The organism is Phenylobacterium koreense (assembly GCF_040545335.1).
GTDB lineage: Bacteria > Pseudomonadota > Alphaproteobacteria > Caulobacterales > Caulobacteraceae > Phenylobacterium > Phenylobacterium koreense.
In genome coordinates, this window is record NZ_JBEPLU010000001.1 from 1,471,629 (window position 1) to 1,495,518 (window position 23,890).

25 protein-coding genes are annotated in these 23,890 nt (G+C 67.5%); 9 read left to right on the forward strand and 16 right to left on the reverse strand.

Annotated features, from left to right (window positions below):
* Positions 1-128 precede the first annotated feature (128 nt).
* Positions 129-590 (reverse strand): hypothetical protein, encoded by a 462-nt coding sequence (locus ABID41_RS07270; protein WP_331932552.1) that lies wholly within the window; start codon positions 588-590, stop codon positions 129-131.
* Positions 591-656: 66 nt separating this feature from the next.
* Entirely contained in the window at positions 657-992 is a 336-nt protein-coding gene (locus ABID41_RS07275) for a hypothetical protein (RefSeq protein ID WP_331932551.1), read from the reverse strand.
* 218 nt (positions 993-1,210) lie between these two features.
* Between ABID41_RS07275 and ABID41_RS07280 the strand changes: the two genes are divergently transcribed.
* Positions 1,211-3,106, forward strand: coding sequence for an ATP-binding protein (locus ABID41_RS07280; protein WP_331932550.1), 1,896 nt, complete (start codon positions 1,211-1,213; stop codon positions 3,104-3,106).
* Between the two features lie 6 nt (positions 3,107-3,112).
* Here ABID41_RS07280 and ABID41_RS07285 read toward each other — a convergent pair whose 3' ends face one another.
* Positions 3,113-3,685 carry a nucleotidyltransferase family protein gene (locus tag ABID41_RS07285; protein ID WP_331932549.1) on the reverse strand — a complete coding sequence of 191 codons (573 nt, stop codon included), beginning with the start codon at positions 3,683-3,685 and terminating at the stop codon, positions 3,113-3,115.
* Positions 3,682-4,485, reverse strand: a complete 804-nt coding sequence (thiD, locus tag ABID41_RS07290; protein WP_331932548.1) for a bifunctional hydroxymethylpyrimidine kinase/phosphomethylpyrimidine kinase — start codon at positions 4,483-4,485, stop codon at positions 3,682-3,684. Before thiD ends, ABID41_RS07285 begins: the two co-directional genes overlap by 4 nt.
* 102 nt (positions 4,486-4,587) lie before the next feature.
* Here thiD and ABID41_RS07295 point away from each other — a divergent pair, with 102 nt between their 5' ends.
* Positions 4,588-5,211, forward strand: a complete 624-nt coding sequence (locus ABID41_RS07295; RefSeq protein ID WP_331932547.1) for an SDR family oxidoreductase — start codon at positions 4,588-4,590, stop codon at positions 5,209-5,211.
* 112 nt (positions 5,212-5,323) lie between these two features.
* Here the strand turns inward: ABID41_RS07295 and ABID41_RS07300 are convergent, their stop codons facing one another.
* The 4 genes from ABID41_RS07300 to rpsU all read right to left on the reverse strand — a co-directional run bounded on the left by ABID41_RS07300 (position 5,324) and on the right by rpsU (position 9,607).
* Entirely contained in the window at positions 5,324-6,415 is a 1,092-nt protein-coding gene (locus ABID41_RS07300) for an alpha/beta fold hydrolase (protein WP_331932546.1), read from the reverse strand.
* Positions 6,416-6,442: 27 nt separating this feature from the next.
* Positions 6,443-7,240, reverse strand: a complete 798-nt coding sequence (gene folP / locus ABID41_RS07305) for a dihydropteroate synthase (protein WP_435530001.1) — start codon at positions 7,238-7,240, stop codon at positions 6,443-6,445.
* 82 nt (positions 7,241-7,322) lie between these two features.
* A complete protein-coding gene (gene ftsH, locus ABID41_RS07310) occupies positions 7,323-9,203 on the reverse strand; it encodes an ATP-dependent zinc metalloprotease FtsH (RefSeq protein ID WP_331929173.1) in 1,881 nt (626 codons plus the stop codon).
* A gap of 170 nt (positions 9,204-9,373) precedes the next feature.
* Positions 9,374-9,607 carry a 30S ribosomal protein S21 gene (gene rpsU / locus ABID41_RS07315; protein WP_331929175.1) on the reverse strand — a complete coding sequence of 78 codons (234 nt, stop codon included), beginning with the start codon at positions 9,605-9,607 and terminating at the stop codon, positions 9,374-9,376.
* Between the two features lie 174 nt (positions 9,608-9,781).
* Between rpsU and ABID41_RS07320 the strand changes: the two genes are divergently transcribed.
* The gene (locus ABID41_RS07320; protein ID WP_331929171.1) at positions 9,782-10,414 is read left to right on the forward strand and encodes a COQ9 family protein; all 633 of its coding nucleotides are present in this window, start codon (positions 9,782-9,784) and stop codon (positions 10,412-10,414) included.
* On the opposite strand, the gene ABID41_RS07325 is transcribed toward ABID41_RS07320, so the two are convergent.
* Both ABID41_RS07325 and ABID41_RS07330 read right to left on the reverse strand, forming a co-directional pair.
* Entirely contained in the window at positions 10,405-11,583 is a 1,179-nt protein-coding gene (locus ABID41_RS07325) for a pentapeptide repeat-containing protein (RefSeq protein ID WP_354297365.1), read from the reverse strand. The two genes, ABID41_RS07320 and ABID41_RS07325, sit on opposite strands and share 10 nt — an antisense overlap.
* A 152-nt stretch (positions 11,584-11,735) precedes the next feature.
* Positions 11,736-12,689, reverse strand: coding sequence for a magnesium transporter CorA family protein (locus ABID41_RS07330; protein WP_331929167.1), 954 nt, complete (start codon positions 12,687-12,689; stop codon positions 11,736-11,738).
* Positions 12,690-13,065: 376 nt separating this feature from the next.
* Between ABID41_RS07330 and ABID41_RS07335 the strand changes: the two genes are divergently transcribed.
* Entirely contained in the window at positions 13,066-13,704 is a 639-nt protein-coding gene (locus tag ABID41_RS07335; RefSeq protein ID WP_331929165.1) for a glutathione S-transferase family protein, read from the forward strand.
* A 118-nt stretch (positions 13,705-13,822) separates the two neighbouring features.
* Here the strand turns inward: ABID41_RS07335 and ABID41_RS07340 are convergent, their stop codons facing one another.
* The 4 genes from ABID41_RS07340 to ABID41_RS07355 form a co-directional block, all read right to left on the reverse strand.
* Positions 13,823-14,446, reverse strand: coding sequence for a PEPxxWA-CTERM sorting domain-containing protein (locus ABID41_RS07340; protein WP_354297366.1), 624 nt, complete (start codon positions 14,444-14,446; stop codon positions 13,823-13,825).
* 182 nt (positions 14,447-14,628) lie between these two features.
* A complete protein-coding gene (locus ABID41_RS07345) occupies positions 14,629-15,159 on the reverse strand; it encodes a dihydrofolate reductase family protein (RefSeq protein WP_331932477.1) in 531 nt (176 codons plus the stop codon).
* A gap of 15 nt (positions 15,160-15,174) precedes the next feature.
* A complete protein-coding gene (locus ABID41_RS07350) occupies positions 15,175-15,504 on the reverse strand; it encodes a hypothetical protein (protein ID WP_331932478.1) in 330 nt (109 codons plus the stop codon).
* A gap of 81 nt (positions 15,505-15,585) precedes the next feature.
* Positions 15,586-16,269: a CHAP domain-containing protein gene (locus tag ABID41_RS07355; protein ID WP_354297367.1), complete on the reverse strand. Its 684-nt coding sequence runs from the start codon at positions 16,267-16,269 to the stop codon at positions 15,586-15,588.
* A 628-nt stretch (positions 16,270-16,897) separates the two neighbouring features.
* Here ABID41_RS07355 and ABID41_RS07360 point away from each other — a divergent pair.
* Positions 16,898-17,695 carry a TerC family protein gene (locus ABID41_RS07360; protein WP_331928364.1) on the forward strand — a complete coding sequence of 266 codons (798 nt, stop codon included), beginning with the start codon at positions 16,898-16,900 and terminating at the stop codon, positions 17,693-17,695.
* Positions 17,696-17,823: 128 nt separating this feature from the next.
* Here ABID41_RS07360 and ABID41_RS07365 read toward each other — a convergent pair whose 3' ends face one another.
* Complete coding sequence (locus tag ABID41_RS07365) at positions 17,824-19,986, reverse strand: primosomal protein N' (RefSeq protein ID WP_354297729.1); 2,163 nt, start codon at positions 19,984-19,986, stop codon at positions 17,824-17,826.
* Between the two features lie 78 nt (positions 19,987-20,064).
* On the opposite strand from ABID41_RS07365, the gene fsa reads away from it, so the two are divergent.
* From fsa to ABID41_RS07380, 3 genes are read left to right on the forward strand one after another with little or no spacing between them, the layout of a single operon-like run.
* On the forward strand, positions 20,065-20,718 hold the full coding sequence (gene fsa, locus ABID41_RS07370; protein WP_331931599.1) for a fructose-6-phosphate aldolase: 654 nt from the start codon (positions 20,065-20,067) through the stop codon (positions 20,716-20,718).
* 19 nt (positions 20,719-20,737) lie between these two features.
* Positions 20,738-21,415: a DUF484 family protein gene (locus ABID41_RS07375; protein WP_331931598.1), complete on the forward strand. Its 678-nt coding sequence runs from the start codon at positions 20,738-20,740 to the stop codon at positions 21,413-21,415.
* Positions 21,400-22,329, forward strand: a complete 930-nt coding sequence (locus tag ABID41_RS07380) for a tyrosine recombinase XerC (RefSeq protein WP_331931597.1) — start codon at positions 21,400-21,402, stop codon at positions 22,327-22,329. Before ABID41_RS07375 ends, ABID41_RS07380 begins: the two co-directional genes overlap by 16 nt.
* A 38-nt stretch (positions 22,330-22,367) precedes the next feature.
* Here ABID41_RS07380 and ABID41_RS07385 read toward each other — a convergent pair whose 3' ends face one another.
* Positions 22,368-22,769 carry an HIT family protein gene (locus tag ABID41_RS07385; RefSeq protein WP_331931596.1) on the reverse strand — a complete coding sequence of 134 codons (402 nt, stop codon included), beginning with the start codon at positions 22,767-22,769 and terminating at the stop codon, positions 22,368-22,370.
* 131 nt (positions 22,770-22,900) lie between these two features.
* On the opposite strand from ABID41_RS07385, the gene ABID41_RS07390 reads away from it, so the two are divergent.
* Positions 22,901-23,887, forward strand: coding sequence for a malate dehydrogenase (locus ABID41_RS07390; RefSeq protein ID WP_331931595.1), 987 nt, complete (start codon positions 22,901-22,903; stop codon positions 23,885-23,887).
* Positions 23,888-23,890 lie beyond the last annotated feature (3 nt).

Consider the following 23,890-nt stretch of genomic DNA (forward strand, 5'->3'; position numbering starts at 1 on the left):
TCCTTACAGATGAGCTGCGCCCCGTTGGGGAGGCGTGGCCCGCGGGCGACTAATGACGCTTTCGCTTTCGAAGCAAGCGAAAGTTTTGGCGCCGCACAAAGAAGGTGTGGGCCGATGGGCCGACGGACCTAGTTCTGGCGCGCCTGGGTGGGCGATTTCGCCGCAGGCTTCTGCGCCCGGCTCCGCTGCCACCAGGCCACGCAGGTTCCCACGGCCAGACAGATGCTGATGCCGAGGAAGTTCACGTTGTTGATCTTGATGTGCAGGATGTCGATCGGCCGCGAGGTCACCAGATAGAAGGCGTGCAGGCTGAACTGCGCGGCATAGAGCAGCATGACCCCGCCGAGCCAGAAGCTGGCGTAGCGAACGGCGATGACCAGAAGGCAGAGCGCGGTGAGGCCATCGAGGGTGAGCCGCGCAAGGGACTGGGCCGACTGCGGCAGAACCAGTCCGCCAAGGATCGACAGCAATACGTTCGCGCCGACGACGGCGCCGCCAAGCCTCTCGGCCGGTCCGCCCTTCCAGAGAGCGAGCAGCGAGATCCCCAAGGTGAGGGTGATCAGGCCAAGAACGATCGGTGCTGTCGGCATGATACTACGCCCCTAACTCTCATTAGGAGCGTAGCACCAGTTAAACTATTGCAACCAGTCTCGGGCTCAGCCGACCTGACGCATGGTCGTAGCTTCGACCTTCCGGGCGTTGGCCGGCTTGTCCATGTAGCCAAGCTTGGTGCGGATGCCGAGGCGGAGCTGGGCTTCGGCGAGCTCGTTGTGGGCGCCGACCATGGCGGTCCGGGCTTCGCCCAGCGCCTGAATGGCCTCAACCATCTTCACCTGCACGTCGTCGGCGAAGACCAGCGAGGCGTTCACTTCGCTGCGAGCCTTCAGCAGGTCCGCGAGCAGTTCGGTGGCTTCGACCAGAGCTTGGTCCACCGCCGCTTCAGTCGAAAACAACTTGGTCGCGACGCGCTGCGCGACAAACACCTTTTCCATGGGGGAGCCCCTCCGAAGGATTTAACCCTAACTCAATCAAGGTAAACCAGAGGTTAAATTTCACCTATAGGCTTTACGCTTTGTTAACCACGATTCTGTCGCGCGGGGGTTGAAACTGTGTCATTCCGACAACGCTTCACCCGTCAGGCGAATTTTGTGGAAGCGAACCGTTAGGAGAATTGGCGTAGACCGGTCGGGCGGAAGCGGTTTCGAGCCCGATGACTGAGCAAACGCCCACGGCGGGCTCCAGGCCCCAGATCACGTTCCACGCCAGGGTGGCTGGGGTGGCGCTGATCACGACCATTGTCGTGCTCGTCGCCGCATGCCTGACCTTCATGCTGCAGCAGTGGGCGGTCGCCCGCGAACAAAGCCACCAGGCGCACAGATCGCTCGCCGCCGTCACGGCAGGCGCAGCCTCGGCCGCGGTCATCGATGGTGACCTCGTCCGCGCAAGGACTTCCATCGCCACGTTGGCGGCCGACGCCAGCGTGACGTCCGCAGTGCTGACCGATGCGAACGGCCGGCGCATCGCCGTCTATGAGCGCGGGACCGGGCCTGCGACGGGTGACCTGGAGACCATCAGGACGCCGGCCTTGGTCGATGGGAAGCGGACCGGCGAGCTCGTCATGAGCTTCGAGGCCCCAGCCCTCACGGCGCTGCTTCCGCAGTTCGTCGCCCTGACCGGAGCGCTGTTCTTCGGCGGGGTGGGCCTGGCGCTCTTCCTGGCCCGCGGACTCGCCGCCAAGGTGATCGCCCCGGTGCTTCGGTTGTCGGAAGCCATGCACGAGGTCGCCGCCAGCGGGCGCTTCACTCCCGTCGAGGTTGACGCCGACGACGCGCTGTTCCGCAGCCTCACCGACAGCTTCAACCACTTATTGGCGAAACTGGACGAACGCGAGCAGGCGCTGCAGACCTCGCTGCGCGAACTCGTCGAGGCGCGCGACGCGGCTAACGCCGCCAACGTGCTGAAATCCCAGTTCCTCGCCAACATGAGCCATGAAATCCGAACGCCGCTCAACGGCGTCCTGGCCATGGCCGAGGTCATGTCGATGGGCAAGCTGGACGCCGTCCAGCGCGAACGCCTGGAGGTGATCCGTCAGTCGGGCGGGCTGCTGCTCGCCGTCCTCAACGACGTGCTCGACCTCTCCAAGATCGAAGCCGGCAAGCTAGCCCTGCTGGTGGACGATTTCGACCTCGACGCCGAACTGGCGCCGATAAGAGAGTCGTTCGCGGTCATCGCCGCTGGCAAGGGCCTGGTTTTCCGGGCCGACGTGGCCGAGCCCGCCCGGGGCGCATGGCGCGGCGACGCCGACCGCATCCGCCAGATCGTCGGCAACCTTCTGTCCAACGCCATCAAGTTCACTCTGCAGGGCGAGGTCTCCGCCCTGTTCGACATTGCGCCGGAGACCGGCGCCCTGCGGCTGACCGTGCGCGACACCGGCGTCGGCATCGCGACCGAAAAGCAGTCGGGCCTGTTCGAGAAGTTCACCCAGGCCGACAACTCGGCGACCCGCCGCTTCGGCGGCACGGGCCTCGGCCTGGCGATCTGCCGGGAACTAACCCAGATGATGGGCGGCGTGATCAGCGTCGAGAGCCACGAGGGCGTTGGCTCGGTGTTCATGGTCGAGCTCCCCCTGGCCCGCGGCGAGCTGGTCGATCGCGAGACGGACGAAACCCCCACGCCGAGCCAGGCCGACGAGTCCGCCCTGCGCCTGCTGGCCGCCGAGGACAACCCGACCAATCAGCAGGTGCTGGCCGCGGTCATGGGATCGCTGGGCATCGACATCGACATCGTCGCCAACGGCCGGGCCGCCTTCGAGGCCTGGCGCGACGGCGCCTACGACCTGATCCTCATGGACATCCAGATGCCGGTCATGGACGGCATCGACGCGGCCCGCGCCATCCGCGAGGCGGAGGCCAGAGAGGGCCGCCCCCGCACCCCGATCATCGCCCTGACGGCCAACGCCCTGGCGCACCAGATCGACGAGTATCTCGCCGTCGGCATGGACGGACACGTCGCCAAGCCGATCGAGATCTCGAAACTCTACGAAGCGATCAGCCGCGCCCTGACCGAGGCCGCCACCGGCGTCGGTTCGGCGACCGCGGCCGCCTGAGGCGCCCTAGCCTTCGATGACGAGTTCGGGCCAGCGGCGCTGGGCCGCCTGCGCCGTTCTCAGGAAGCCGCCCGTCGCCCGGATCGGATTGGGCCGCAGCCGCATGGCGAAGAGATCGTCCAGGCCGAAAGGCGCATGAACGGTGAGAGCGCCGTCCGCTTCCAACCGCACCCCGACTGCGAAGACGGTGGAGGTGAAACGCGACAGCGCCTCGGCGCTGGACGACAGAGGCGCGTAGGGCTCGCCGAACTTGCCCTCGAACCACAGATGCACGCGCGCCTGATTGCGCACCTCGACCATCTCGGAAAATGGCTGTGCGAAGGCGGCGGCCACCTGTCGGATCACCACATCCTCGGCTTCGTAGGAGACATCGGCCGCATCGAAATAGCCGAGGTCGTAGTCCTTGATCCCGTAGTCGGGTTCACGGCCGGTCAGGTGGTTCAGCACCGGCTGATAGACCGCGCCCGAGAAGATCAGCCAGTCGGGCAAGGCCAGCTCCCGCGCCGTTTCCAGCACGTGCATCAGGTTGGGCGTGGCGCGGACGATCGCCTCCAGTCGGTTCCGTTGCGCCTGGCTCATGAGGTCTTCCGCAAAGGCCAGCCATGATCGAGCGGGCCGTGGCCGCCGCCGAGGCCCGGCGCCAGGCGCATCGCCTCGTGCACATAGCCCCAGGCCCGCGCAACCGCCTGCTCCAGAGGCATGCCCTGGGCGATCCCCGTCGCGCAAGCCGAGGCCAGGGTGCAGCCCGTGCCGTGGGTGTGACGCGTGTCCAGACGCTCGCCGGAGAAGGTCGTCTCGCCATCCCGCGTCATCAGGACATCGGTGACCGTGTCGCCCGGAACATGACCGCCCTTCATCAGCACCGCCGCGGCGCCGAGTTCTAGCAGGGCCTCGCCCACCCGTCGCTGGCCGTCCAGATCGGCCACCGGCAGGCCCGTCAGCGCCTCGGCCTCCGGGGCGTTCGGCGTCAGCAGGGCCGACTGCGGGATCATCAGGCTACGAACCGCATCGACCGCTTCGGGCGCCAGCAGGTTCGCCCCGCCCTTGGAGATCATCACCGGATCGACCACTGCCGGAATTCCCGCCTGCGCCAAGATCTGCGCCACGGTCTCGACCATGGCGATGTCGCCCAGCATCCCGGTCTTGATCGCATCGGCCCCGATATCGTCGAGCACCGCCCGCGCCTGGGCTTTCACCACCTCGGTCGGGATCGGATGCACGCCGGAAACCCCCAGGGTGTTCTGGATCGTCACCGCGGTGATCGCCGTGGCCGCGTAGCCGCCCAGGATGGTCACGGACTTGATGTCGGCCTGGATCCCCGCCCCGCCTCCGGAGTCGGAGCCGGCGATGATCAGCACCCTGCCTTGCTTCTCGCTCATCCCCCGGACCTAGCGCGGCTATGCGGCGAATGCATGGGGATTTGAGAAACCGTCCACCACTGAGCGCTTCCCGGCGCTCACGGCCCTGCTAGGCTGAACGGCATGACCGAGAAGATCGCGATCGTCACCGGCGCAGGCTCCGGCATCGGCCGGGCCAGCGCCATCGCCCTGCTGGACGCCGGCTGGCGCGTGGTCCTCGCCGGGCGGCGCGAGGCGGAGCTGAAGGTTACGGCGGCCCATGCGCCCGACCGGGCGTTCGTCGTCCCCACCGACGTCACCGACGAGGCCGCGGTCGACGCGCTGTTCGCCGCCGCGACCTCGGCCTATGGCCGCCTGGACCTGCTGTTCAACAATGCCGGCGCCTCGGCCGGCGGGCGGCTGGAGGACCTGTCGCTGGAGGCCTGGACGAGGGTCGTGGACGTCAACCTCACGGGCGCCTTCCTCTGCACGCGGGCGGCCTTCCGGGTGATGAAGAACCAGCAGCCGCGCGGCGGCCGGATCATCAACAACGGCTCGATCTCGGCCCACGCGCCGCGGCCCTATTCGGTGGCCTATACGGCGACCAAGCACGCCATCACCGGCCTGACCAAGTCCGCCTCGCTGGACGGACGGGCCTATGACATCGCCTGCGGCCAGATCGACATTGGCAACGCCGCCACCGAGATGACCGCCGCCATGGCCAAGGGCGTGCCCCAGGCCGACGGCTCCTTCGCCCGGAGCCGATGATGGACGTAAGGGCCGTCGCCGAAGCCGCGGTGATGATGGCCAGCCTGCCGCTCGATGCGAACGTCCAGTCCATGACGATCATGGCGACGAAGATGCCTTTCGTCGGCCGGGGCTAGGGTTTCTCCGAGCGGGCGAGCAGGTCGATCAGGTCCTGCTTCCAGAACCTGGCGGCCGTATGAGTGCCGTGGCCTCGGGTTTCGGAGGTAGCCTTGATCAGCACGAAGCGGCCGTTCTTCAGGCGCTTGGCGGCCGGCTCGGCGATGCCCAGGTTCGGCGGATTGATCAGGTCGTCCGTGGAATTGACCCAGGTCACCGGCATGGTGATCCGCTCCAGCCCCTTGGACGGGTCGTAGTCCCGAGAGGCGTCGAGCTGGTAGATCATGTCATTCGCGTCGCGCCGCGGCAGGTCGGCCTCGAGCCGGGTCTGGTAGTAGGCCTCCGCCGCATCGCGGGTCGGGACCTGCGCCTGCCAGGCCTGGGGCGCGGCGCCCATGAGCAGCAGCAGGTTCACCGCCCCGCGCAGGCCGAGCACCGGCTGGGCCTCATAGTCCCCACCCTTCCAGGCCGGGTCAGCCTTGATGTTCTCGACCGCCGCCTTGCGCCAGAAGCGGTTCATGCCGGCGATCTGCACCGGCAGGCAGGCCAGCGGCATCATCGCCTGCACGAAGTCCGGATGCGTCTCCCCCCAGACGAAGCCGTGCATGCAACCCATGGAGGTCCCCATCAGCAGCCGCAGGTGATCGACCTTCAACCCGTCGACCAGCAGCCGGCGCTGGGCCTCGACCATGTCGCCATAGCCGTAGTGCGGAAACTTCGCCCGCAGGCCGTCGCTGGGCTTGGACGACGCGCCATGGCCGATTCCGTCGGGCAGGATCACGTAGTAGCGCTGGATATCGAGCGGCTGGCCGGGCCCGTACAGTTCGTCAGCGAACTGCGGTGACAGGAACTGCGCGCCCGACCCACCAGTGCCGTGCAGCACCATGACTGCATTGGTCACCTTGCCTTGCGCGTCGCGCACGGGCTTGCCGAGGGTGCGATAATGCAGCTTCAGCGCCGGCAGGCTTTCGCCGGACGCGAACTTGAAGTCCTTGACCACGAAGTCGCCCTCGACGGCCGCGGCCTCATAGGACTGTGCGGCCAGCGCCGCGGCTGGAACAGCCAGGGCCAACGCCCCGAGCGCTGCTGCGATCCACGTCTTCATCATGTCCCCCGACTTTGGTTCGGCCGCAGACTAGCGGGCCTGGGCTATCGCATTCCAGACCTTCACCGCCTGAACCGTTTCAGCCACATCGTGCGCCCGCAGCGCCGCCACGCCAACCGCCGCTCCGGCCAAGCCCGCGGCGAGCGAGCCCGCGAGGCGGCCATCGAGGGCCTCGCCAGCCGGATCGAGCGCCGCGATGAACCGCTTGCGACTGACGCCCAGCAGCACCGGAAAGCCCAGGGCCACGACCCTGTCGAGATGAGCCAGCAGGGCGAGGTTGTGCTTCAGCCGCTTGCCGAAGCCGATGCCGGGGTCGAGCCAGATCTTCTCGCGGGCCACGCCCGCGGCCACCGCCCGGGCCGCCCGGCCCTCGAGAAAGGCGCAGACCTCGGCGACCACGTCATCGTAGTGCGGGTCGGCCTGCATGGTGCGCGGCTCACCCTGCATGTGCATCAGCACCACCTCGCAGCCCAACTCGGCGGCCGTGGCTGCGGCGTCGCCGGCAAAGCCCAGGGCCGTCACGTCGTTCCAGATGTCGGCGCCGGCCGCCACGGCGGCGCGGGCCACCTGCGGCTTCATGGTGTCGATGGAGATCGGGATGTCGCTCTCGGCGCGAATGGCGCGGATCAGCGGCTCGGCGCGGGCGATCTCATCCTCGGCGCTGACGGGGTCGGAGCCCGGCCTCGTCGACTCCGCGCCGATGTCCAGGATGTCCGCACCCTCGGCAATCAGCCGGCGGGCATGTTCCAGCGCCGCTCCAGGTTCGAAATAGCGCCCACCGTCGGAGAAGCTGTCGGGGGTGACATTGACGATCCCCATCACCTTCATGGCCGCGAGCCTCCAGGCAGATAACAAAACGCCCTCCTGGCGGTCGGCCGGGAGGGCGTCAAGCTGTTGGTCCTTTGAGCCGTCAGGCCGCCGGTTCGGGACGGGGCGAGATCGGCACCGCCACAGAGGGGCCGGTCGGCCGGCGCGCGTCGGCGTCGTCGCGGACCGGAGGCACCCCCTTGAGGGCGTTCATGATCTCGTCGCCGGTCAGGGTTTCGTACTCGAGCAGCGACTTGGCCAGGGTATGCAGGTCGTCGAGCTTCTCGGTCAGGATCCGGCGGGCTTCGTCGAAGCCGCCCTGCACCAGACGCTTGACCTCGGCGTCGATCAGCTTGGCCGTCTCTTCCGAGACGCTCTGAGTGCGCGACACCGAGTGGCCGAGGAAGACCTCGTCCTGGTTCTCGCCATAGGAGACCACGCCGAGCTTGTCGGAGAAGCCCCACTTGGTGACCATGGCGCGGGCCAGCTTGGTCGCCTGATCGATGTCGGACGAGGCGCCCGAGGTGATCTTGTCCTTGCCGAAGATGATCTCTTCGGCCATCCGGCCGCCCATCAGGATGGCCAGGCGCGAGGTCATCTGCTCGTAGGACATCGAGAGCTGGTCGCGTTCCGGAAGCTGCATGACCATGCCCAGGGCGCGGCCGCGCGGGATGATCGTCGCCTTGTGGACCGGGTCGGTCGCCGGAACGTTCAGGGCCACCAGGGCGTGGCCGCCCTCGTGATAGGCGGTCAGGCGCTTTTCGTCCTCGGTCATGGCCATGGACTTGCGCTCGGCGCCCATCATGACCTTGTCCTTGGCGTCCTCGAAGTCGCGCTGAGTGACCATGCGGCGGTTCTTGCGCGCGGCCATCAGGGCGGCTTCGTTGACCAGGTTGGCCAGGTCCGCGCCCGAGAAGCCGGGGGTGCCGCGGGCGATGGTCTTCACATCGACGTCGGCCGCGAGCGGCACGTTCTTCATGTGGACCCGCAGGATGCGTTCGCGTCCGGTGATATCCGGGTTCGGCACCACGACCTGACGGTCGAAGCGGCCGGGACGCAGCAGCGCCGGGTCCAGAACGTCCGGACGGTTGGTCGAGGCGATGACGATGATGGCTTCCGACGGGTCGAAGCCGTCCATCTCGACCAGGAGCTGGTTGAGGGTCTGCTCGCGCTCGTCGTTGCCGCCGCCCAGGCCGGCGCCACGATGGCGGCCGACGGCGTCGATCTCGTCGATGAAGATGATGCAGGGGCTGTTCTTCTTGGCCTGCTCGAACATGTCGCGCACGCGGCTGGCGCCGACGCCGACGAACATTTCCACGAAGTCCGAGCCGGAGATGTAGAAGAACGGCACGCCGGCCTCGCCCGCCACGGCCCGGCCGAGCAGGGTCTTACCGGTGCCTGGAGGACCGACCATCAGGGCGCCCTTCGGAATCTTGCCGCCCAGGCGCTGGAACTTCTGCGGGTCCTTCAGGAAGTCGACGATCTCGAACAGCTCTTCCTTGGCCTCGTCGACGCCGGCGACGTCCTCGAAGGTGATGCGGTTCTTGTTCTCGGTCAGCATCTTGGCCTTGGACTTCCCAAAGCCCATGGCGCCTCGGGCCCCGCCCTGCATCTGACGCATGAAGAAGATCCAGACCCCGATCAGCAGCAGGATCGGCAGGCTGTTCAGGAACAGGCCCAGCAGCCCGCCGCCGGCCGACTTCACGTTGATGTCGGCGCCTTGCGACTCCAGCCGCTTGATCAGGTCGTCCTGATTGTTCGGCGTCAGGGCCGTGAATGACTTGCCGGCGCGATCCTTCACCTCGATCGCCGTACCGCGCAGCGTGGCCTCCTTCACCTCGCCCGCATTCACCTTGTTCAGGAGCTGCGAGTAGGAGACCTGACCCGATGCGCCGGCAGCCTGGCTGCCGCCGGTCATCATGCTGTAGAGGCCGATCAGGACGACGACGATGACGCCCCAGATGGCGAGATTACGCAGGTTCATGACGCGCCTTCGTAAAAAGAGTGTCTCAAAACCCACTGTACGTGGGTCTGACCCCCAGAACTAGCAAGGCTCATGCCGCGCGACCGAACATCGCGGTTCGGTGAACGCGCATGCAAAGGGCCGCGCAGTCACCCGCGCGGCCCCCACAATTCGGCGAAAAGCCTTAATTTTTACCGGCCCGCCTTCTTCGGCGCGGCGATCAGGCCTTCGCGTTGAGCGCGCTTGCGAGCCAGCTTGCGGGCGCGACGGACGGCCTCGGCCTTCTGGCGAGCGCGCTTTTCGCTCGGCTTTTCATAGTGGACGTGCCGCTTCATCTCGCGGAACGAGCCCTCGCGCTGCATCTTCTTCTTCAGCGCCTTGAGGGCCTGATCGACGTTGTTGTCGCGGACGAAAATCTGAACCAGAGGTCTCTCTCCTGTCACCGTTCCCGCTCGGCCATCCTGGTAGGGGCGGCGGCGAACGGACGAATACCTTGCACCCGCAGGCCTGGACCTTCGGGTTTGAGCGCGGCGAGATAGCAGAAGCCCGGCGCCATGTCCACGGCGGACAGGCGCAAAAACGCCGGCTAAGATGTCGCCATGGCCAATTCAGACGACTGGACGAGCGCCGCCGAGCGGCAGGTTTTGAGCGCAGCCTTGCAGATTGCGGCCGTTCGCGGCTGGACCTGGCCGACCGTGAAGGCGGCCGGAAAGGCCGCCGGCCTTTCAGAGGCGGACGTGGAGCTGCTGCTGCCGCGCGGCCCGAAGGACCTCGCGGCCTTATTTTCCAGGCGTCACGACGCGATCGCCCTGGCCGCCCTGCCAGATCCGGCGACCCTGAAGATCCGCCAGCGCATCCGCGCCGGGGTCGAGGCCCGGCTGGACGCCGCAGCGGCGGACGAGGGGGCTTTGCGGCGATGGGCAGGTTTCCTCGCCCTGCCGCTCAATCTGCCGCTGGCGCTGCGACTGCTGTGGGAAACCGCCGACGGCCTCTGGCGCTGGGCCGGAGACACGGCCACCGACGAGAACCACTATTCGAAGCGCGCCATCCTCTCGGGCATCCTGGCCTCGGCCATGGCCATCCGGCTGTCGTCGGGACGCGAGGCGGCGATGACCTTCGTCGACAACCGCATCGAGAACGTCATGGCGTTCGAAAAGTGGAAGGCCGGCCACAAGCCCGCCGAGCTGCTGCGCGACGTAGCCGGCGCCCTGGGCAAGATGCGCTACGGCTGAGCCGGCGGGTCGAGTTCGGCCCCGACCAGATCGCAACCTTCGAGCCGGCAGTCCGAAAGCTCGGCCTGCAGGAACCGGGCGCGGGCGGCCTGGGCCCGGCGCAGGTCCGCATGACGCAGATTGGCGCGGGTGAAATCGGTGGCGAGCGCCCGCCCCTGCCCGATCTGCAACGGTCCGAGCAGCGCGCCGTGCAGGTCGGCGCGGGTGAGCTGGGCGTCGACAAGCTTGGCGCCGCGCAGGTCGGCCATCCGCAGGTTGACCCCGCGCAGGTCGCAGCGGGAGAGGTCCGCCCCTTGCAGCTCAACCCCCTCGAGATCCATCTCGAAGAGGATCGAACCGGGAGCGATCAGGCCACTGAGCTTGCGGCGCTTCAGGCTCTCGAGCGGACGAAAGTCGACGGAGGCGAGCTTGGCTGGCAGGCCCGCCCGACCACCGCTCTGGCAGAAGGACTCGTGCGCGGCCAACACCTGGCCCAGCGGCCGGTCGTCGACGAAGACCGCGGACGGAGCGGCCTGCAGCGCATCGGAGAGGTCGGCGCCCTCGACGGTGGCGAAGCTGAAATCCACCCGGATCAGCACCGCGCGGCGCAGAGAGGCTCCAGAGAGGTCGGCGCCGGCCACGTCGGCGTCGGTGAGGTCCGCCCCATCCAGCTTGGCCTTGATCAGACGCGCGCCGCTGAGTTGGGCCCCAGACATGTCGGCGTCGGTGAAGTCGGCCGCCAGGGCCGAGGCGCCGGTCATCTGTGCGCCGGACAGATCGGCGCCCACCAGCAGCGCGAAGCTCAGCTCGCCCGGGCCACCGGCATGATCGAGATAGCGGAACCCGTCGTTGCGGTCCTGCAGGGCGATGCGGCCCTCGCGAAGATCGACCCCGACGAGGCTTGCGCCCGAGAGATTGGCGCCCCGTAGCGAGGCGCCGCGGAGATCCGCGCCCGACAGGTCCGCCCGCCGAATGTCGGAGTCGCGCAGGTCCGCCCCAAACAGCACCGCCCGGGCCAGCTTGACCCCGACCATCGAGGCGCCGGCCATGCGCGCGCCGGTGAGGTCCGCGTCACTGAGGTCGACGCCATCAAGGCGATAGCTCGATAGGTCGGCATAGGACAGCACGGCCCGGCGCCCGCCCGTACGATGGGCGAGGTAGCGGCGATGCGCCTCCAGGGTCTGGCGCAAGGCGTGAGGCTCGAGAGGCCGAAAGAGATTGGCGACTGCCGACATGCGATCCGGGGAAGGCGACGAGAATTTTACAATTCTCCATTCGCGCTTAAGGAACGGTTGCTCGACTGTGTCAAAAATGCGGCCGCCTTGCGGCCAATAGCCAAGCTTTACAGCCAGCCCTTTCGCTTGAACCAGATGAATGGCGCGACGCCGCTGATAACCATAAGCAGTAAAGCCCATGGATAGCCGTAAGCCCAATGAAGCTCGGGAATTATCTTGAAGTTCATCCCATAAATCGAGGCGATCAGCGTAGGGGGAAGGAAGACTACCGCAACAACCGAGAAGAACTTGATGATGCTGTTCTGCTCGATGTTGATTAAGCCTAACGCGGCATCCAGCAGGAACGAAATGTGGCCGGAGGTGAAGCTGGCGTGCTCAGTCAGGGCCTGAACGTCATGTTGGATCGACGTCAGGTGACTACGTCGGGCTTCATCCCTCTGGAACTCCGGGGCCAGGGCGCCGAAGCTCGTCAGGCGGCTCAGCGAGACCAGACTCTTGCGCACCATCGAGGTGATCGACTGGGCGCGGGAAAGATCGGTGAGCAGGGGCCCGAAGGCGGTGCTGGGCGGGCGATTGAAGATCGCGATCGAGGTTTCGTGCGTCAGGCTCGACTGCAGCTCCAGCACTTCTGCCGAGCGCTCGACGATAGCGTCCAGGAGCTCCAGGGCCGCATCCCCGCCGTCGTTGACCGGCACGTGAGCGCAGCGCTGGGCGAAGATCGTAAAGGCCTTCAGCGGCTCGTATCGGATGGTGATCAGGACATTGTCGATCAGGACGAAGGTCACCGGGGTGGCGACGGGATGCGGCTCGTCCACCCGCGCCAGCAGGGTGGCGGTGAGAAAGGTCGCGCCATTCTCCTGATAGAGGCGCGAGGACGGCTCCAGCCGGGCGGTCTCCTCGCGGGTCGGAAGGTCGACGCCATAGGCCGCTTCGACCGCGGCCTCCTCCTCCGGGGTGGGGCTCTGGAGATCGATCCAGACGATGTCGTCGGTGGGCCGCCACTCGCCGCTGACGACATGCGGAACGAAGCCGCGCGTGGCGCGGCGAAGCAAGTTCATCATGAGACTCTCCGCCCAGCGGCAGCGGTCATGTGCCCCCCAGGCGGCGATGGGTCAACGCCGCGGTATCTCCGGTCGGCTTGGGTTTGCTTGAGCCAAGTCCCGAATGCCCCCCGAGGGTGTGCCAACCTGAGACTGGTCGGCGTAGAGCTCGGGCCGGGCAGGAGCGTCGAGACCGCTTCTACGTGACTCTGACGGCAACATGTATGCTCGGCGAGGATCAAGGCTTCCCCCGACATGGGACGACCACCTCGCGCCGATCAACCAGGCTCGCAAGTGGAGAGCGGAGTTGGCTGGGTTTGGAGCAGCCTCTCCATCGACCGGACCGACAACGGCGGCGGCTTGATTTTGCGACGAATGCGGGAAGGGCTTTGCCGCGATGAGCGAGCTGATCATCTGGACTTACGACTGGGTTCCTGAAGGCCCTCGTGGCTTTGTGCGGGATCTGAGGCTGCGATGGGCGTGCGAGGAAGCTGATCTCGCCTATGAGATCCGAATGGTCCCATTCGACGGTCGCCAGACCAATCATCTTGAGCGCCAGCCATTTGGCCAAGTTCCGTTCCTGAACGACGGAGAGCTGGAGATATTCGAAAGCGGCGCAGGACTGCTGCACCTGGCGCGTAAAAGCGACAGGCTGATGCCGCCCGATCCGGTCGGAGAAGCCGAGACGCTGCAGTGGACCATCGCCGCCCTCAACTCGATCGAGATGGTCACCGTGCCGTGGTGGTTCTTGAAGATTTCCGGCGATACAGACAATGGGCTGACCGGATGGCTGGGCCAGCGCCTCGACCATCTAGAAAGGGTGCTGAGCGAGCGGGAATGGCTCGCGGCCGACCGCTTCACCATCGCCGACCTGCTGATGGCCGATGTGCTCCGGGTTCCGGAGGTCCGCGCTTTCGGCGCCAGACCAGCGAGCGAGGCCTATGTAGCCCGCATGACCGATCGACCGGCGTTCAAAAAAGCCCAAGGCGACCAGATCGATTTTTTCGAGGCCGCCGACCTGAAACGACCAGGATAAGCATCCCGGCGCCGGCTCCCGGCGCGGCGGACCTCGGTAAAGAAAAAGCCGCCCCGCGTCGCGGGACGGCTTTCCGAATCGAGGGCCAAGCGGCCCGGAGTGCTCCAGACGGCGCCCTTTAGGCGACTGCCAGGGCGCCACGGCGGCGACGGATGGCCGCGCCGGCCAGGCCGAAGCCGGTGATCATCATCGCCCAGGTGGCCGGTTCCGGCACAGCGCCGCCGGTCACATGGGAGAACGGGATGTCCTGCGAGAACAGGTCGCCGATCTTCTGATCCTGAGTTCCGTTGTTCGTCCACAGGATCTTCAGGTGCGGGCCGCTCTCGGCGAAATTGAAGGTCCCGCTGTTCGCAGTGATGTCGAAGGTCAGATTGCTGACGTTCGCCGCAACGTTCGGCGAGAAGTCGAAACAGACGAAGCCCGCGCCGTTGCCGTTGCATCCGCCCGCCGCGAGGCCGCCGCTGATCGCGTCAACGCCCGCGCCGCCGCCTGCCGGCGTGGCCGTCAGGTCGCTGGCGCCGAGCCCCTTGAACGAGAAGGCGCCGAGGAACTGCGCGCCCGCCCAGTTGCCGCTGAGCGCGTTGGCGCCCGCGATATCGAAGGTGATGTTCGTGTCGCTGTTCTGTGTGACGGTGAAGGTCGCACCCTGGAACGTCGTCTGGTAGACGGTGGCCGCGTTCGCCACCGAGGCCGACAGGAAAAGCGCCGCGGTCGCGCAGGCCGCGCCAATAAGCTTCTTCATAACCCCAACCCTTTTCACGGCCTTGCGGCCACCGAGTGTTATTAAAAGCGGCGCCTTCGCCGCGTTCCACGGTCCCGCAGCAATAGTCGTGCCAAACTATCGGGCGCAATGAGACTCAACCGCACGGGGAACAATCCAGGCTCGCTCGGCTCGTAGGAGTCTTAGGGGTCGGCGCCGCCCGGTCAGGCGCGCGCGTATGTCAACCGGATCACATCCTTGCCGATCCGGTCGTTGGCGACGGGGCGGAGCGGAGGCGGGGAACCGGCGAAGAAGGGTTTGCCGCGGCCAAGGACGATCGGGTGGAGATACAGTCGATACTCGTCGACAAGACCAAGGTCGGTAAGGCTGCCCGCCAGCTCCGGGCCGCCGACTTCGGTCTCTCCGTCGAGCTCAGCCTTCAGTCGGCGCGCCACCGCTTCCAGGTCATCGCCGATCAGCGTGGCGTTTGGACCCACGGCCTTCAACGAGCGCGACGCGACCCACTTGCGCTGGCTGCGCCACGCTGCAGCGAACTCCCGCTCGTCTGGCCCCCACCCGATGTCGTCCTCGTCCCAATACCGCATAACCTCGTACATGCGGCGACCGTAGATGCTGGCCGCCACGCCATGCGTCTGCTCAATGAAATGGCGAAAGAGCTCGGGGTCGGGCGCGAACGCCTCGTGGTCGACATAACCATCCAGGGATTGGTTCAATCCGAAGACAAGCTTGGCCATGCCGCAGATCTCCGATCAGGCTCCCGTGGCGTCCACGACGACGGTCACCGGCTTGCCCCGGGACAACGGCTCCCACCCCGCATCGATCGCCGATGCGATGGCCCTGGCCACCAGCGCCGGAGGAATCTGCGAGGCCTGCAGTTGCGGCGCGCCGTATCTGGGCCGTGGGCCGGGCGGAAACTCCAGGACAGCTTCACGCTGCCCCTCCCTGTGACGCACGGCGATCGCCGGACCACGGCTCTCGGACGGGTCGCTCGACCACTGCGGCCTGCGATGAAGCCGCCAGACATAGAGCTCCCCGCCTAGCTCGATCTCGAGCTCCGGGCTTTGCTTGGTTCGCGCCATGTGAAGAAGTTAGCCCGACAGACGCGCCCAGGCCAGCCGGCCTGGGCCTTGCCAAGCCGGCCCCGCGGGGCCGGCGACCGATCAGTTGGATTCGGCCGGCGGCTGCATCTGGGTCGCAGCCTGGATGAGGGCGGCGATTCGGTCAGTGGAATCCGCGGCCTGGCTGAGCAGCGAGAGCGGACCGGCGCCCGGCCGGACGGCCGAGGCGACCTGGCTGGCCGCGCCCTGGGCCACGGCGATGGCCGCGTTCTGGGCGGTGTTGAGGTGCGAGTTCGCGACCCTCACCGCCTTGGCGTCCTGATAGATGAAACCGTGGGTCGGGTAGACCGACGAGCCGAGGTCGCGCACCGGATCGTACCAGACCTTCACCTGGCTCCAATCGCCGGAGGGCGAGACGTCGATGACCGTCACGTCCTTCTCGATCTGGCCGCGGGTTCCGCCGATGCGGGACCAGTTGGCATGGGTGATCTGGATGACGCGATCGGTGAGCACCTGGCTGACCACGGCGACGTGGCCGAGGCGCATCTTTCCAGTGGGCTTGAAGCAAAGGACCGCGCCCGCCTTCGGGGTCACGCCGGTCTCGTACTTGCCGACGGCCTGGCGCCACCAGGTATAGGCGTCGCCATAGATCTGGACGCCGGAGATCAGGCGCGCGAATGGAACGCACTGCCAGTAGGTGTCGGCGACGGCGCCCGACATCGGCGCCAAGGCCATAACCGCCGCGGCGGCCAGGGAGCCCAGCAGGGCCCTCGGTCGTTTTAGCATGTTACGGGTACTCCCCCACGCGAACTCGGTCGAAGGAGTAACCATGGCCCTAGCGGATGAAAAGAGTCTTTACGCCGCAGGGCTTGAAGCTTGTCCGTTCACAAGCCTCACCGGACGCAGTTGCACGCAAGCTGCACTGGGCAAATGGCGAAGTCTTGGTGAGTCAGAGGTAAATTGATCTTCCTGCGCGATTCCGCCTGATCCTAGCTTTCAGCTCTAAACGGCCGCGCTAAGCTCTAATATTGCACGCTGGGTTGCGCGAATACGATCTGGCTGGACCTTTGAGACCCTGCATGAGCGTCGCCGGGCGCAAGTGATCGCTCGCGACCTTGTTACGAAATGTTTCGGTCGGAAGGCGTGTCTTCAAAGCAACGCCGCAAAGGCCACGCTTCGCCGGTCCGCTCACATTTTCGGCATCAGCCCTCCCCAAAGCCCGCCGCAGGCACGACGTGGCCCTGAAGATTCGCGCGGACTCGCCTCGGCGGGGCGCCCGCGCGCGCCAGGTCGTCGTCCCGAGGGGATGAGGGCCAGGCCGCCGGGGGGTGGAAAAGCTTTGTCGCAGAAGCGCCGCTACCGGGATCGACCGGCCTAGCTAGATTTTTGAACCGAGAGTTTTCGAGAGGACCGAATGGACAGCCTTATGGCTCTGGCGAGCGACCCGACGGCATGGGCCGCGCTAATCACCCTGATCGTCATGGAGGTCGTCCTCGGCATCGACAACCTGGTCTTCATCTCCATTCTCTCGAACAAGCTGCCGCTGGAGCAGCGGACCAAGGCGCGGCGGCTGGGGATCAGCCTGGCCCTGATCATGCGGCTGGCGCTGCTGTCGACCATCGCCTTCATCGTCGGCCTCACGGCGCCGGTGTTCCAATTACCCTGGCACGGCGCGCTGAACGAGCATGGGGAGCCGGCCTGGGAACTGGTCTTCTCCTGGCGCGACATCATCCTGATCGTCGGGGGGCTGTTCCTGATCTGGAAGGCGACGACGGAGATCCACCACAATGTCGACCCGACGCGAGCCGAGGAGGAGGCCGCCATACCCGGCGACGCAGGCCGCGCGGCGGCCCGGAACTTCGGCGCGACCATCGTCCAGATTCTGCTGCTGGACATCGTATTCTCGGTGGACTCGATCCTGACCGCCGTCGGCATGACCGACCACCTGCCGGTGATGGTGATCGCGGTCATCGTCGCGGTGAGCGTGATGATGCTGGCCGCCGACCCGCTGGCCAACTTCATCCACCACAATCCGACCGTGGTCATGCTGGCGCTGGGCTTCCTGCTGATGATCGGTGCGACCCTGATCGCCGAGGGCTTCGGGGTGCATGTGCCCAAGGGCTACATCTATGCGGCCATGGCCTTCTCCGGCGTCGTCGAGGGACTGAACATGGCCAGCCGCAACGCCGCGAAGAAGCGGGCGGAACGCTAGAGGTTGAGACTCTCCCCTGAGGGAGATGGATCGCCGAAGTCGAAACGGAGGGGGCCGCCAAAGGGCGGTCCCACCCATCGGCCGCAGATCTTGCCTGCCGGCGAGGCCCCCAGCGGGGGAGCCTCCATTCAAAGAAAACTGTAGGGGTCGACGTCTATGGCGACGCGAATGGCGCCCGGGGGCCGAACGCGGGCGCGCCAGGTGGCGAGGTAGGCCGAGAGGTCGACGTTGCGGTCGGCTCGGACCAGGAAGCGCTTGCGGCGCCGGCCGCGAACCAGGCTGAGGGGGGCGTCGGCCGGGCCGTAGACCTCAACCCCCTCGGCATTGGGAGCCGCCTTGGCCATCTCCTGGGCGAAGGCTTCGAGGGCCGCGGCGTCGGGGCCGGAGACCACGATCGCGCCCAGCCGACCGAAGGGCGGCAGCTTCATGATCTCGCGCTCGGCCATTTCGGCGGCGACGAAGGCGTCGCGGTCCTGGGCCTTGAGAGCCTGCATCACCGCGTGCTCTGGGGCGTAGGTCTGCAGAAGCGCGCGGCCGGGACGGTCGCGGCGGCCGGCGCGGCCGGTGGCCTGGGCCAGGAGCTGATAGGTCCGCTCGGCCGCCCGCAGGTCGCCGCCCCTCAGGCCGAGGTCGGCGTCGACCACGCCCACCAGGGTCAGGCGCGGGAAGTTGTGGCCCTTGGCCGCGGCCTGGGTGGCCACGAGGATGTCGATCTCTCCTTCGGCCATGGCGTCCACCAGGCGGCGGGCCTCCTTGGCGTCCCAGACGGTGTCGGAAGAGAAAACCGCGACGCGAGCCTTGGGGAAAAGGAACCGCGCCTCTTCCTCCACCCGCTCCACCCCCGGGCCGATAGAGGCCAGGCTGTCCTTGGCGCCGCAATGGGGGCAGCGCTCGGGCTTGGGCATGGAAAAGCCGGTGAGGTGGCAGACCAGGCGTCCGGAATAGCGGTGCTCCACCAACCATGAGTCGGTGTCGGGCGAGGTCATTCGCTCGCCGCAAGCCTTGCAGAGAACCAGCGGCGCATAGCCCCGGCGGTTGAGGAACAGCAGGGTCTGCTCGCCGGCGGCCAGGGTCTCGGCCATCGCCTCGACCAACGGGGGTGAAAGCCAGCGGCCGGCCTCGGGCGGAGTCTCCTTCAGGTCAATCAGGCTGATGTCGGGCAGGCGGGCGGTCCCATGGCGGGCGGCGAGCCGCAGCCAGCGATAGCGGCCGGTCTCGGCGTTGCGCAGGGTCTCCAGCGACGGGGTGGCCGAGGCGAGGATCACCGCGGCGTTCTCGATCTTGCCGCGGACCACCGAGAGGTCGCGGGCCTGGTAGATGAAGCCCTCGTCCTGCTTGTAGGAGCCGTCGTGCTCCTCATCGACCACGATCAGCGAGAGCTTGCGGAACGGCAGGAAGAGCGCCGAGCGGGCGCCGACCACGATGCGCGCCTTGCCGGTGGCGACGGCGTCCCAGACCCGGCGGCGCATGGGCGGGGCGACATCGGAGTGCCATTCGGCAGGTATCACGCCGAAGCGCTCGACGAAGCGGGCGATCACCGCCTGGGTCAGGGCGATCTCCGGCAGCATGACCAGCACCTGGGCATCGGGGTCGCGAGCCAGGGCCGCGGCGACCGCCTCCAGATAGACCTCGGTCTTGCCCGAGCCGGTGACCCCGTCGAGCAGGGCGACGTTGAAAGTCCCCTCCCCCACCATGTCGGAAAGCGCCGCGGCCGCGGCCGCCTGGCTGGCGTTCAGCTCATGGCCGGCGCGGGCGAGGTCGGGGGCGTCGAAGGCGTCCTCGGCTTCGATCATGCGCAGGGCGAGCACGCCCTCGTCCACCAAACCCTTCACGACACCGGCTGAGACTCCGGCGGCGCGGGCGAGGTCGGCGGGCGCCGCGGGGCCGGCCTGGGCGGCTTCGATCACCTTGGCGCGGGCCGGAGTCATGCGGCCGGGCATGGCGCCGGTGGCCTCCAGCACCTTTTCCGGCCTGGCCTTGGGCGCGCGGGCGCCACGGATGGCGATGGCCAGCGGCTGGCCGGGCGCATCGACCGAATAGCGGGCCGCCCACTGCACGAACTCGATGGCGCCCGCGGGCAGGGGCGGGGATTCCAGTTTGCCCTCGATCGGCTTGAGCGGCCGGTTGCCGCCGGCGCCTTCGCGCAAGGCCACGACCACACCGCGCAGCAGGCGCGGACCAAGCGGCGCGGCCACCTGGTCGCCCACCTCAAGGTCCATTCCCTCGGGCTCGGCGTAATCAAACGCCTCCGGAAGAGGCATGGGCAGGAGGACGGACGCGATACGGCTCATGGCCTGGCCCACATAGGCTGGCCCGCCGTCGCCGCAACCGGTAAAGAGCCGTCGCATTCCAGCGTCAGAAGGTCACCCATGCAGCTCTTTCTCGACACCACCGACATCGGCCTGCTCAAGGATCTCACCTCGACCGGCCTTGTGGACGGGGTGACCACCAACCCGTCCCTGATCGCCAAGTCCGGCCGTCCCATGCTGGAGGTCATCGCCGAGATTTGCGACCTCGTCGAGGGTCCGGTGAGCGCCGAAGTCGCCGCCACCGACGTCGAGGGCATGCTGGCCGAAGGCGCCAAGCTGGCCGGCGTGGCCCAGAATGTGGTGGTGAAGGTTCCGCTGACCCGAGCCGGCCTGATCGCGACCGCGGAGTTCGCGGTGCAGGGCATTCAGACCAACGTCACCCTCTGCTTCTCGGCCGCCCAGGCGCTGCTGGCGGCCAAGGCGGGCGCCTCGTACATCTCTCCGTTCATCGGCCGGTTGGACGATGTCGGCGCCGACGGCATGGAACTGATCAGCGAGATCCGCGCCATCTACGACAACTACGGCTTCGACACCGAGATCCTGGCGGCCTCGATCCGCACCACGGCGCACGTGACCGCCGCAGCCCTGGCCGGGGCCGACTGCGCGACCATTCCGCCCAACGTCTTCGCCGACCTCTTCAAGCACCCGTTAACCGAAAAGGGGCTTGAACAGTTCATGAGCGACTGGGCCAAGACGGGACAGTCGATCCTTTAAGCGGGCGATGGGGGCGGAGATGGAAGGCGGGGCAAAAGCCAAGGAACAGGGGCCGGAACCGGCCATCGTCCGGCAGTTCCTGGCCGAGAACCCCGACTTCCTGCAGGGCGATCCGGGCTTGCTGCGCGAGCTCGGCCTGCGCGCCGATTCGGCCAATATCATCGACTTCGGCCCGGCCGCCCTGGCGCGTGTTCACGAGGCGCATCGGCGCGAGAGCAACGCCCGCAAGCGCCTGGAAGCCACCGCCCGCGCCAACTTCAACGCCCAGGCCCAGACCCATGGGGCGGTGGTCGACATGCTGGACGCCCGTAACCACGCCGACCTGGCGCGGCGGGTGGACGAGCTGGCCCAGCTCCGCTTCGGCCTGGCCGCGGGCGTGGTGGCGCTGGAAGGCCCCGACCGCACACCGGCCGGCTGGCGCATGCTGGTGGAAGGCCAGATCGACATGATCATCGGCCACGACCGCGTGGCCCTGATGGGCTTCCAGCCCACGGCTCTGGGACTATTCGGCGAACGAGCGGGCGAGATTCGCTCCATGGCGATGGTCCGCATGGCGATCTGGGAGCCGTCCCGCGAGGGACTGCTGGCCTTCGGTTCGACCGACGCCAAGGGCTTCACCGAGGATATGGGCGTCGAGCTGGTCGCCTTCCTGGCCCGCGTGGTCGAGCGGACCGCGGAGCGATGGCCGGTCCTGTGACCAGCGCGCGCCAGGCGCTGGCCCTCTGGCTGGAGCACCTGGCCAAGGAGCGGCGGGCCTCGCCCCGGACGGTGGAAGCCTACGCCTTCGCCGCCAACCGCTATCTCTTCTTTCTGGAACAGCATCGCGGCGAGAGCCTGAGCGTCGCCGACATGGGTTCGCTGACCGCTGGCGAAATCCGCGCCTGGCTGGCGCACCTGCGACAGGGCGAGCGTCCGCTGTCGGCGCGGTCGCTGTCTCAGGCCCTATCTGCGATCCGCACCTTCCACCGCTTCCTCGACCGGCGGCTGGACACCCCGAACCCGGCGATCGCCCTGGTGCGCGGGCCGCGCGTGGTCCCCTCAGCGCCACGGCCGGTCAGCGAAGACCAGGCCCGCGGCCTGATCGCCGAGCCAGGCCTCGACCCCGACCGCGCGGACTGGGAGGCCAGCCGCGACCAGGCGGTGATGACCCTGCTCTATGGCTGCGGCTTGCGGATCTCCGAGGCGCTGTCGCTGAAGCGGAGCGACGCGCCGCTGCCCGAGAGCCTGCGCATCCTCGGCAAGGGCGGCAAGACCAGGATCGTGCCGGTGTTGCCGGCGGTGCGCGAGGCGGTGGACGCCTATCTCGCCGAAGTTCCGTTCGTCCTGGCGGCGGACGGGGCCCTCTTCCGCGCCAAGCGGGGCGGGCCTTTGAGCGCCCGTCACGTGCAAGCGACGGTGCAGAACCTGCGCGGGCGGCTTGGCCTGCCCGACAGCGCCACGCCTCACGCCCTGCGTCACTCCTTCGCCACGCACCTGCTGGGCGCGGGCGCAGACCTGCGCTCGATCCAGGAACTGCTGGGCCACGCCTCGCTTTCGACAACCCAGCGCTACACCGAGGTGGACGCGGCCTCCCTCCTCAGCGCCTACGCCAAGGCGCACCCGCACGCGTAGTGGAGGTGATCTCAGCTATCCGGCGCTGACGCACCGGCTCAGAACAGCGGCGCCAGCCTTTCGATGGTGCGGGCGAGCGCGGCGGCTTCGTAGGGTTCGGCCGGGCTGTGGCCCCAGACCGGGCCGGGCCAGGCCGGATCGCCCTCGCGGCGGCCGACGATGTGGATGTGGAGCTGGGGCGTGACGTTGCCCAGGGCTCCGACGTTCAGCTTGTCGACGGTCACGCCTGCGGCCCGGACCGCGCGGCCGGCCAGCAGCACTTCGTCCATCAGGATCGAGAGATCGCCCCTGGAAAGGTCCTCCAGTTCGCGGACCGCGGCCACGCGAGGGATCAGCACCAGCCAGGGATAGCGGGCGTCGTCCTGCAGCCGCACATGGCAAAGCGCCAGCTCGGCCAGGGGGTGGGAGGTCGCCAGGAAGGCGGGGTCGATCGCGAACATCGGCGCGCTCCGAAGATGGTCAGGACCAGCGGTGTCCTAGCTAGAGCGCGGGCGGCGCCCTGTCACTTGCCCTTGGGACAATGCGGGTCTAGACCGCCCGCGATTTCGCACCGCAACTACGGGACAGTTCCATGACCACGAAAAAGCCGATCCGCGTCGCTGTCACCGGCGCCGCCGGCAATATCGGTTACGCCCTCCTCTTCCGCATCGCCTCGGGCGAGATGCTGGGCAAGGACCAGCCGGTCATTCTGCAACTGCTCGAAATCCCGACGGAAGGCGCCCAGAAGGCCCTGAAGGGCGTCGCCATGGAGCTGGAAGACTGCGCCTTCCCGCTGCTGCAGGACATGGTGCTGACCGACGACGCCAACGTCGCCTTCAAGGACGCCAACTGGAACCTGCTGGTCGGCTCCAAGCCGCGCGGCCCGGGCATGGAGCGCGCCGACCTGCTGAAGGACAACGGCAAGATCTTCATCGCACAGGGCAAGGCCATCGACGCCGTCGCCGCTGACGACGCCCGCGTCGCCGTGGTCGGCAACCCCTGCAACACCAACGTGATGATCGCCGCCGCCCAGGCCAAGCGCCTGACCGCCGACCGCTTCACCGCCATGGTGCGCCTGGACGAAAACCGCGGCCGCGCTCAACTGGCCAAGAAGGCCGGCGTCTCGATCAACGACGTCAGCGACCTGTTCATCTACGGCAACCACTCGCCGACCATGTTCGCCGACTTCACCCACGCCAAGATCGGCGGCAAGCCGGCGGCCGAGGTCATCGGCGACGAAGCCTGGCTGAAGAACGACTACCTGCCGACCGTCGGCAAGCGCGGCGCGGCCATCATCGACGCCCGCGGCCTGTCATCGGCCGCGTCGGCCGCCAACGCCCTGATCGACCACGTCCGCAGCCTGACCACCGTCGGCGCGATCCACTCGGTCGCCGTCAACAGCGAAGGCCGCTACGGCTTCGCCGAAGGCGTCTGGGCCGGCATGCCGGTGAAGACCACCGCCACCGGCTACGAAGTCATCACCTCCTACGAGATGGACGACTTCGCCAAGTCGAAGATCGCGATCACCAACGACGAACTGGTCGGCGAGCGCGACACCGTGAAGGACCTGCTGGCCTAAATC

Bases quoted from the DNA above. Each gene is read 5' to 3' on its own strand.
- ABID41_RS07270 (WP_331932552.1), bottom strand. From the start codon at position 590: ATGCCGACAGCACCGATCGTTCTTGGCCTGATCACCCTCACCTTGGGG.
- ABID41_RS07275 (WP_331932551.1), bottom strand. From the start codon at position 992: ATGGAAAAGGTGTTTGTCGCGCAGCGCGTCGCGACCAAGTTGTTTTCG.
- ABID41_RS07280 (WP_331932550.1), top strand. From the start codon at position 1,211: ATGACTGAGCAAACGCCCACGGCGGGCTCCAGGCCCCAGATCACGTTC.
- ABID41_RS07285 (WP_331932549.1), bottom strand. From the start codon at position 3,685: ATGAGCCAGGCGCAACGGAACCGACTGGAGGCGATCGTCCGCGCCACG.
- thiD (WP_331932548.1), bottom strand. From the start codon at position 4,485: ATGAGCGAGAAGCAAGGCAGGGTGCTGATCATCGCCGGCTCCGACTCC.
- ABID41_RS07295 (WP_331932547.1), top strand. From the start codon at position 4,588: ATGACCGAGAAGATCGCGATCGTCACCGGCGCAGGCTCCGGCATCGGC.
- ABID41_RS07300 (WP_331932546.1), bottom strand. From the start codon at position 6,415: ATGATGAAGACGTGGATCGCAGCAGCGCTCGGGGCGTTGGCCCTGGCT.
- folP (WP_435530001.1), bottom strand. From the start codon at position 7,240: ATGAAGGTGATGGGGATCGTCAATGTCACCCCCGACAGCTTCTCCGAC.
- ftsH (WP_331929173.1), bottom strand. From the start codon at position 9,203: ATGAACCTGCGTAATCTCGCCATCTGGGGCGTCATCGTCGTCGTCCTG.
- ABID41_RS07320 (WP_331929171.1), top strand. From the start codon at position 9,782: ATGGCCAATTCAGACGACTGGACGAGCGCCGCCGAGCGGCAGGTTTTG.
- ABID41_RS07330 (WP_331929167.1), bottom strand. From the start codon at position 12,689: ATGATGAACTTGCTTCGCCGCGCCACGCGCGGCTTCGTTCCGCATGTC.
- ABID41_RS07335 (WP_331929165.1), top strand. From the start codon at position 13,066: ATGAGCGAGCTGATCATCTGGACTTACGACTGGGTTCCTGAAGGCCCT.
- ABID41_RS07340 (WP_354297366.1), bottom strand. From the start codon at position 14,446: ATGAAGAAGCTTATTGGCGCGGCCTGCGCGACCGCGGCGCTTTTCCTG.
- ABID41_RS07345 (WP_331932477.1), bottom strand. From the start codon at position 15,159: ATGGCCAAGCTTGTCTTCGGATTGAACCAATCCCTGGATGGTTATGTC.
- ABID41_RS07350 (WP_331932478.1), bottom strand. From the start codon at position 15,504: ATGGCGCGAACCAAGCAAAGCCCGGAGCTCGAGATCGAGCTAGGCGGG.
- ABID41_RS07355 (WP_354297367.1), bottom strand. From the start codon at position 16,269: ATGCTAAAACGACCGAGGGCCCTGCTGGGCTCCCTGGCCGCCGCGGCG.
- ABID41_RS07360 (WP_331928364.1), top strand. From the start codon at position 16,898: ATGGACAGCCTTATGGCTCTGGCGAGCGACCCGACGGCATGGGCCGCG.
- ABID41_RS07365 (WP_354297729.1), bottom strand. From the start codon at position 19,986: ATGAGCCGTATCGCGTCCGTCCTCCTGCCCATGCCTCTTCCGGAGGCG.
- fsa (WP_331931599.1), top strand. From the start codon at position 20,065: ATGCAGCTCTTTCTCGACACCACCGACATCGGCCTGCTCAAGGATCTC.
- ABID41_RS07375 (WP_331931598.1), top strand. From the start codon at position 20,738: ATGGAAGGCGGGGCAAAAGCCAAGGAACAGGGGCCGGAACCGGCCATC.
- ABID41_RS07380 (WP_331931597.1), top strand. From the start codon at position 21,400: ATGGCCGGTCCTGTGACCAGCGCGCGCCAGGCGCTGGCCCTCTGGCTG.
- ABID41_RS07385 (WP_331931596.1), bottom strand. From the start codon at position 22,769: ATGTTCGCGATCGACCCCGCCTTCCTGGCGACCTCCCACCCCCTGGCC.
- ABID41_RS07390 (WP_331931595.1), top strand. From the start codon at position 22,901: ATGACCACGAAAAAGCCGATCCGCGTCGCTGTCACCGGCGCCGCCGGC.